The following is a 7,047-nucleotide window of genomic DNA, read 5'->3' on the forward strand; positions in this document are numbered from 1 at the left end:
GGCGGCGGCGGGCGGCGGCGGGCGGCTGGCAGTAGGCGGCGGGCGGCTTGCGGCGGGTGGGTTTGCGCCGTGGGTGGGTTTGCGCGGGTGTGGCCTCCGGCCCCCGGTTCCATTGTCTCACTTGGGTACGACAAGTTCGGGTGTGCGTGTCAAGCTGGACGCGTGACGATCATCGACGCGTTGCGTGCGCTGACCCGGGGGGAACGGGAGCGGGCGCGGGAGGTGGCTGCCGCGGGGCGGGGGGAGTTGGATCGGGCCTTGGCGGCGTACCTCGCCAGTCATGCCGACGGCACCGTGTACGACCAGCCCGCCGCGTTCAAGGCGTTCATCGACGGCGGCGGCAATGTCGGCCTCTACAAAGCGGTCAGTCGGGCGTTGGGCCGGGTCTACGACGAGGAGCGGCCCGTTCGGTTGCTCGACGTGGGCTGCGGCGACGGGCGGGCGTTGGTGCCGTCCCTGCACGCCGCTCGCGAGCTGCCTCGGCATGTCACCTTGGTCGAGCCGTCGGAGGCCCTGTTGCGCGGGGCGGTTCGGGGGCTTGAAGGGGTCAAGAACATCTCCGTGGAGGCTCGCAACGTTCGGGTCCAGGACTTCCTGGAGCGCGAGCGGGCCGAGTTCGACCTGGTGCAGTCGACGTTCGCCCTGCACGCCCTGCCGCACGAGGAGCGGGACGGGGTGTTGACGGGGCTGGCGCCTCGGGTGAAGGCGTTGGCGGTGGTGGAGTTCGACGTCCCGGACCTCGACGACGAGGAGCGGTTGGCGTTCCTCGCCGAGACCTACGAGCGGGGGCTGGCCGAGTACGGCGACGACCGGGAGCTGGTGGCCCAGGGGTTCCTGATGCCGGTGTTGACCGGGCAGTTGCTGCCCGGCGCGAAGAGGTCCACCTGGGAGCAGCCGGCCACCTCGTGGGCCGCGCAGGTCGGGCGGGCCGGGTTCACCGACGTCCGGTTGACGCCCCTGTTCGACTACTGGTCGTCGCCCGCGTTCCTGCTCACGGCGTCGGGCGCAACCGCTTGACGTAGCGGTGGGCGGGGACGTCGATGCCGCCCGGGGCCCGGTGGGTGAACGGGCCCTCGTCGGTCCAGCCCCGGCGCTCGTAGAAGCGGCGGGCGCGGGTGTTGCCGGCGACCACGGCCAGCCACGCCGTGTCGTGGTGGGCGGACACCAGGCGTTCGGCCTCGGCCAGCAGCGCTGGGGCCACGCCGCCGCCCCGGTGGTCGGCGGACACGTAGACCTGCTCGACCTCGTCCCCGCGCACCATCACGAAACCGGCCACCGCACCGTCCACAGTGGCCACGACGGTGCGGTCCACCAGGGCGGCGGCGCGGTCGGCGAACGACCGCTCCGTGCGCGCCGCCACCAGCTCGTCCGGCACGTGGCCCAGGTGCCCGTCGGCCCACCCGCGGTGCCAGATGCCGGCCACCGCGGGCACGTCCGAGGCCGTCGCGGGCCTGATCTCCACCACGCGGGCGACCCTAGCCGCTGACGGCGACCAGCGCGGTGGAAGCGGCCAAAGCCAGGCACAGCGGCGAGTAGACGCGGACGTCGAGCCGGGCGTACGCGGTGTCCGCGCGCAGCGACGACGCCAACCCGGCCGCGCCGCGCAGCAGGAGCACCGCCGCCACCCCGGCCGTGCCGACCACCGGCACCCACCCCGGCCCCGGCACGCCCAGCAGGCCCGCCCGCCCGGCGACCAGGTACGCCGCGAGGCCCAGCGCCACCGCCACGGCCCCGGTCAACGGCGCGGACGGCAACCGTTCCACCGGCACGTTCACCACTCGCGCGGCGAACTCCTCCCGCGTCTTCAACGGCCACGTGGAGAACATCCACAGCACGTGCAAAACGCCGACCGCGACCAGCACCAGCGCCGTGACCAGGGCCAACACCGTCATGCCACACCTCACAGAACCATTCCGTACGCCACCGTACGGAAACTGGCCATACGCTAGCGTACGGTTCCTGAGAGTGGTCTTAGCTGAACTCTCAACTATCCGGTGATAGAATGTTCTCGTGTCAACCACCATGCAGCTCGGGGTCTACAGCTTCGCCGACCGCAACCCGGACCCGGCCACCGGCGCGCAGGTGTCCGTCGCCGACGCCCTGGCCGACCAACTGGAGCGGATCAAGCTCGCCGACGAGCTGGGCCTGGGCTTCTACGGCCTGGGCGAGCACCACCTGGAGCAGTACGCGATCTCCAACCCCGGCACGGTCCTGGCCGCCGCCGCGAGCGTGACCTCGAACATCACGCTCAGCAGCGCGGTCACCGTGCTCAGCACCGAGGACCCGGTGCGGGTCTACCAGCAGTTCACCACCCTGGACCAGCTCAGCCGGGGCCGCGCCGAGCTGCTCGCCGGGCGCGGGTCGTTCACCGAGTCCTTCCCGCTGTTCGGCGCGAACCTGGAGGACTACGACGAGCTGTACGAGGAGAAGCTCGCCCTCCTGCTCCGGCTGGACCGGGAGAACCCGATCACCTGGTCGGGCCGCTTCCGCGCGCCGCTGGAGAACGCCCACGTCTTCCCGCGCCCGTACGGCGACCGGCTGCGGATCTCCGTCGGCACCGGCGGCAACCCCGAGTCGTCGGTGCGCGCCGGCCTGCTCGGGCTGCCCGTGGTGTACGCGGTCATCGGCGGTGAGCCCGAGCGGTTCGCGCCGCTGGTGGACCTCTACCGCCGGGCGGGTGAGGCCGGCGGCCACACCGACCTCGAAGTCACCATGAGCGCCATCGGGCTGATCGCGCGCCGCTCGCAGGACGCCAAGGACGCCTTCCACCCGTACTGGCTGGAGACCATGAAGTACGGGGCGCGGGCGCGCGGCTGGGCCGTGCCGTCGCGGGCCGAGTACGACGCGTGGACCGCCGGCGCGCGGTCCATCTTCGCGGGCAGCCCGCAGGAGGTCGCCGAGCGGCTGATCACCGTCGGCCGGCTGGTCGGCGCGGACCGGTACGCCATGCAGATGGACTGGTCCGGGGTGCCGCACAAGCTGGTCATGGAGGCCATCGAACTGCTCGGCACCGAGGTGCTGCCGCTCGTGCGGGCCGAGTTGGGCTGACCGGTCGCGGTTCGAGCCGGTCGGGGTCCCGAGCCGGTCGGGGTCCGAGCCGGTCAGGATTCGAGAAGCGTCGCCATCTGCGCATATATAGCCTGGCGTCCGCGAGCTTGACGCGAGCCGGAGCAGATGGAGACACGATGAGCAAGTCCAAGGGGAAGACCACGCCGCACCCCGCCGACGGGCACGACCTGATCCGCGTGCACGGCGCGCGCGTGAACAACCTCAAGGACGTGAGCCTGGAGATCCCCAAGCGCCGGCTGACCGTGTTCACCGGCGTCTCCGGCTCGGGCAAGTCCTCACTGGTCTTCGACACCATCGCGGCCGAGTCGCAGCGGCTGATCAACGAGACCTACAGCACGTTCGTGCAGACGTTCATGCCGACGCTCGCCCGGCCCGAGGTGGACGTGCTCGACGGCCTGACCACGGCGATCATCGTGGACCAGCAGCGGCTGGGGGCCGACCCGCGCTCCACCGTCGGCACCGCCACCGACGCCAACGCCATGCTGCGCATCCTGTTCAGCCGGCTGGCCAAGCCGCACATCGGCTCGCCCGCCGCGTACTCGTTCAACGTCGCGTCGGTGAAGGGCAGCGGCGCGATCACGGTCGAGCGCGGCGCGAAGACCAAGGCGGAGAAGGCGACGTTCTCCCGGCTGGGCGGCATGTGCCCGCGCTGCGAGGGCATGGGGTCGGTCACCGACTTCGACCTGACCGCGCTCTACGACGACACCAAGTCGCTCAACGACGGCGCGCTGACCATCCCCGGCTACAGCATGGAGGGCTGGTACGGCCGCATCTTCCGGGGCTGCGGGTTCTTCGACCCGGACAAGCCGATCCGCAAGTACACCAAGCGCGAGCTGCACGACCTGCTCTACAAGGAGCCCACCAAGATCAAGGTGGACGGGATCAACCTGACCTACGAGGGCCTGATCCCCAAGATCCAGAAGTCGATGCTGGCCAAGGACAAGGAGGCGATGCAGTCCCACATCCGCGCCTTCGTGGACCGGGCCATCACCTTCGCCACCTGCCCCGAGTGCGACGGCACGCGGTTGAGCGAGGCCGCCCGCGGGTCCAAGATCGCCGGGATCAGCATCGCCGACGCGTGCGCCATGCAGATCACCGACCTGGCCAAGTGGGTCAACGGGCTGTCCGAGCCGTCGGTCGCGCCGCTGCTGGCGGCGTTGCGGCACACGCTCGACTCGTTCGCCGAGATCGGGCTGGGCTACCTGTCGCTGGACCGGCCGGCGGGGACGCTGTCGGGCGGCGAGGCGCAGCGGGTCAAGATGATCCGGCACCTCGGGTCGTCGCTCACCGACGTCACCTACGTGTTCGACGAGCCGACCATCGGCCTGCACCCGCACGACATCCAGCGGATGAACGACCTGCTGCTGCGCCTGCGGGACAAGGGCAACACCGTGCTGGTGGTGGAGCACAAGCCGGACGCCATCGCGATCGCCGACCACGTCGTGGACCTCGGGCCGGGCGCGGGCGCGGCGGGCGGCACGGTGTGCTTCGAGGGCACCGTCGAGGGCCTGCGGGCCAGCGGCACCGTCACCGGCCGGCACCTGGACGACCGGGCCAGGCTCAAGGACACCGTCCGGGAGCGCACGGGCGTGCTGGAGATCCGCGGCGCGACCCGGCACAACCTGCGCGACGTGGACGTCGACATCCCGCTGGGCGTGCTGGTCGTGGTGACCGGCGTGGCGGGGTCGGGCAAGAGCTCGCTGGTGCACGGGTCGATCCCGGCCGGGCACGGCGTGGTGTCGGTGGACCAGACCCCGATCCGCGGCTCGCGGCGCAGCAACCCCGCCACCTACACCGGGCTGCTGGAGCCGATCCGGAAGGCCTTCGCCAAGGCCAACGGCGTGAAGCCGGCCCTGTTCAGCGCCAACTCCGAGGGCGCGTGCCCGACCTGCAACGGCGCGGGCGTCACCTACACCGACCTGGGGATCATGGCCGGGGTCGCGGTGACGTGCGAGGAGTGCGAGGGCAAGCGCTTCCAGGCGTCGGTGCTGCGCTACCACCTCGGCGGGCGCGACATCAGCGAGGTGCTGGCGATGTCGGTGACCGAGGCGGAGGAGTTCTTCGGCTCCGGCGAGGCGCAGACCCCCGCGGCGCACGCGGTCCTGCGGCGGCTGGCCGACGTCGGGCTCGGGTACCTGTCGCTGGGGCAGCCGCTGACCACGCTGTCCGGCGGTGAGCGGCAGCGGCTCAAGCTGGCCACGCACATGGGCGACAAGGGCGGCGTCTACGTCCTGGACGAGCCGACGACCGGCCTGCACCTGGCCGACGTCGAGCAGCTGCTGGCGTTGCTGGACCGGTTGGTGGACGCGGGCAAGTCGGTCATCGTCATCGAGCACCACCAGGCGGTCATGGCGCACGCGGACTGGATCATCGACCTCGGGCCGGGCGCGGGGCACGACGGCGGGAAGGTCGTGTTCGAGGGGACGCCGGCGGAGCTGGTCGCGGGGCGCGTGACGCTGACCGGCGAGCACCTGGCGGACTACGTGGGCGCCTGACGGGTCGTTCGGAAGAGGGACCGGGCGACCGACCCGGCCAGCTCGACCGGCTCGACACCGGGCCGGTCGAGCGCGCCGGTGTTCCACAGAGTCGCGAAGCCGTGCACGAACGACCAGGCCGCGACCAGTGCCGTCTCCGGGTCGGGGTGGCCCGAGGCGCCGTGGCGCAACGCGTCCCCGGCGCGGGTGTTCGCCGCGGTGACCGTCGGGTCGTCGGCGTGGTAGAGGTCGGGGCGGAACATCACCTCGAAGTGCGCGCGGTGCTCGATGGCGAAGCGCACGTAGGTCGTGCCGAGGTCCACGAAGTCGCCACCGGCGGCCCTGGTCTCGTCCAGCCGGTCGGCGAGGAGGGTGAAGCCCTCGGCCGCGATGGCGGTGAGCAGGCCGGCCTTGTCCTTGAAGTGGTGGACCGGTCCGGCGTGGGAGACGCCGACCCGACGGGCGAGGTCGCGCAGGCCGATGCCGGCGGGGCCGTGCTCGGCGATCACGTCGAGGGCGGCGTCGAGGACGGCGCGGCGGAGGTCGCCGTGGTGGTAGGGGCGGTCCGTGGTCACCTGCGCAGCGTAGCGGATCTAGACATTGACAAGTTCGCTGGCCGGGAGCAATCTTGTCAGTGTCTAGTTCGTGTTGCCCGGAGGAGTTCGCATGGCCCCGTTCGTGATTCTCGTTGTGGTTACCGCCGTGCTCGCCGGTGTGCGCGCGGCGGGGTGGCTGCGGGTGCCCGCCTGGCCGTTCGCGGTGCAGTGCGGGGTGGCGGCGATGTTCGTGGCGACCGGGTTGGCGCACTTCATCGGGATACGGGAGCAACTGATCGCGATGGTGCCGCCGGCGGTTCCCGCGCCCGGGTTGGTGGTGACGGTGACCGGGGTGTTGGAGCTGGCCGGGGCGGTGGGCGTGTTGTGGCGGCGGACCGCGTTGTGGGCGGCGGCCGGGTTGACGGCGATGCTGGTGGGGATGTTCCCGGCGAACGTTTACGCGGCGATGAAGGGGATTTCGCCGTCCTTCGGGGATGCGTTGCTGCCTCGGACGCTCATGCAGGTGGTCTTCCTGGCGGCCACGCTGAGCATCGTGATCCACTTCGCCCGAGCCCGCCGAGCAACCGCCGACACCACGCCCGCGGCACCCCTGAACACAGACCACCAACCCGCCTGACCCGCCCGACCCGACCCCGACCGACCCGCCCACCCGCTCGACTGACCCGGGCCCGAACCCACCGGCGCAACTCGGGCGGGGCGACTCGGGCAGGACGACTCAGGGCAGCCCGCCCGCGCCCCACCCCGCCGGCGCGGCTCGCCCCACCCCGCCCCGCTCGGCCCGCCCCGCTCGGCCGCCCCACCCCGGCCCGCCCGGCCCGCCCCGCTCGGCCCCGGCCCGCCCGGCTCGGCCCAGCGCGACTCGGCCCGGCCAGGCTAGGCGGCGGTGGGCGCGGAGCGGGTCGGCGAGGGTGCACCGCAGGGGGAGGCCGGGGGGGAGCCGGGCGGGC

The 7,047-nt window shown here is 72.2% G+C and carries 8 protein-coding genes; 4 read left to right on the plus strand and 4 right to left on the minus strand.

What is annotated here, in order from left to right; all coding sequences use genetic code 11:
* Positions 1–162: 162 nt before the first annotated feature.
* Positions 163–1,017: a class I SAM-dependent methyltransferase gene (locus AB0A74_RS42215; RefSeq protein ID WP_358258805.1), complete on the plus strand. Its 855-nt coding sequence runs from the start codon at positions 163–165 to the stop codon at positions 1,015–1,017.
* Here AB0A74_RS42215 and AB0A74_RS42220 read toward each other — a convergent pair.
* The gene (locus tag AB0A74_RS42220) at positions 992–1,465 is read right to left on the minus strand and encodes a GNAT family N-acetyltransferase (RefSeq protein WP_358258807.1); all 474 of its coding nucleotides are present in this window, start codon (positions 1,463–1,465) and stop codon (positions 992–994) included. The genes AB0A74_RS42215 and AB0A74_RS42220 overlap by 26 nt on opposite strands.
* A gap of 10 nt (positions 1,466–1,475) precedes the next feature.
* Positions 1,476–1,892 carry a DUF3995 domain-containing protein gene (locus AB0A74_RS42225; protein WP_358258808.1) on the minus strand — a complete coding sequence of 139 codons (417 nt, stop codon included), beginning with the start codon at positions 1,890–1,892 and terminating at the stop codon, positions 1,476–1,478.
* A gap of 130 nt (positions 1,893–2,022) precedes the next feature.
* Here AB0A74_RS42225 and AB0A74_RS42230 point away from each other — a divergent pair, with 130 nt between their 5' ends.
* Together AB0A74_RS42230 and AB0A74_RS42235 are read left to right on the plus strand one after the other, a co-directional pair.
* Positions 2,023–3,048, plus strand: coding sequence for an LLM class flavin-dependent oxidoreductase (locus AB0A74_RS42230; RefSeq protein ID WP_358258817.1), 1,026 nt, complete (start codon positions 2,023–2,025; stop codon positions 3,046–3,048).
* A gap of 137 nt (positions 3,049–3,185) precedes the next feature.
* A complete protein-coding gene (locus AB0A74_RS42235) occupies positions 3,186–5,564 on the plus strand; it encodes an excinuclease ABC subunit UvrA (protein WP_358258810.1) in 2,379 nt (792 codons plus the stop codon).
* Here the strand turns inward: AB0A74_RS42235 and AB0A74_RS42240 are convergent.
* Positions 5,549–6,118 carry a TetR/AcrR family transcriptional regulator gene (locus tag AB0A74_RS42240; RefSeq protein ID WP_358258811.1) on the minus strand — a complete coding sequence of 190 codons (570 nt, stop codon included), beginning with the start codon at positions 6,116–6,118 and terminating at the stop codon, positions 5,549–5,551. The two genes, AB0A74_RS42235 and AB0A74_RS42240, sit on opposite strands and share 16 nt — an antisense overlap.
* A gap of 91 nt (positions 6,119–6,209) precedes the next feature.
* Here AB0A74_RS42240 and AB0A74_RS42245 point away from each other — a divergent pair, with 91 nt between their 5' ends.
* Positions 6,210–6,716 carry a DoxX family protein gene (locus AB0A74_RS42245; protein ID WP_358258813.1) on the plus strand — a complete coding sequence of 169 codons (507 nt, stop codon included), beginning with the start codon at positions 6,210–6,212 and terminating at the stop codon, positions 6,714–6,716.
* Positions 6,717–6,815: 99 nt separating this feature from the next.
* Here the strand turns inward: AB0A74_RS42245 and AB0A74_RS42250 are convergent.
* A partial coding sequence (locus tag AB0A74_RS42250) for a hypothetical protein (RefSeq protein WP_358258815.1) occupies positions 6,816–7,047 on the minus strand: 232 nt, incomplete at its 5' end.

This window comes from Saccharothrix sp. NPDC042600 (genome assembly GCF_040647305.1).
Taxonomy (GTDB): domain Bacteria; phylum Actinomycetota; class Actinomycetes; order Mycobacteriales; family Pseudonocardiaceae; genus Actinosynnema; species Actinosynnema mutabilis.

Bases quoted from the DNA above. Each gene is read 5' to 3' on its own strand.
- AB0A74_RS42230 (WP_358258817.1), top strand. From the start codon at position 2,023: ATGCAGCTCGGGGTCTACAGCTTCGCCGACCGCAACCCGGACCCGGCC.
- AB0A74_RS42225 (WP_358258808.1), bottom strand. From the start codon at position 1,892: ATGACGGTGTTGGCCCTGGTCACGGCGCTGGTGCTGGTCGCGGTCGGC.
- AB0A74_RS42235 (WP_358258810.1), top strand. From the start codon at position 3,186: ATGAGCAAGTCCAAGGGGAAGACCACGCCGCACCCCGCCGACGGGCAC.
- AB0A74_RS42245 (WP_358258813.1), top strand. From the start codon at position 6,210: ATGGCCCCGTTCGTGATTCTCGTTGTGGTTACCGCCGTGCTCGCCGGT.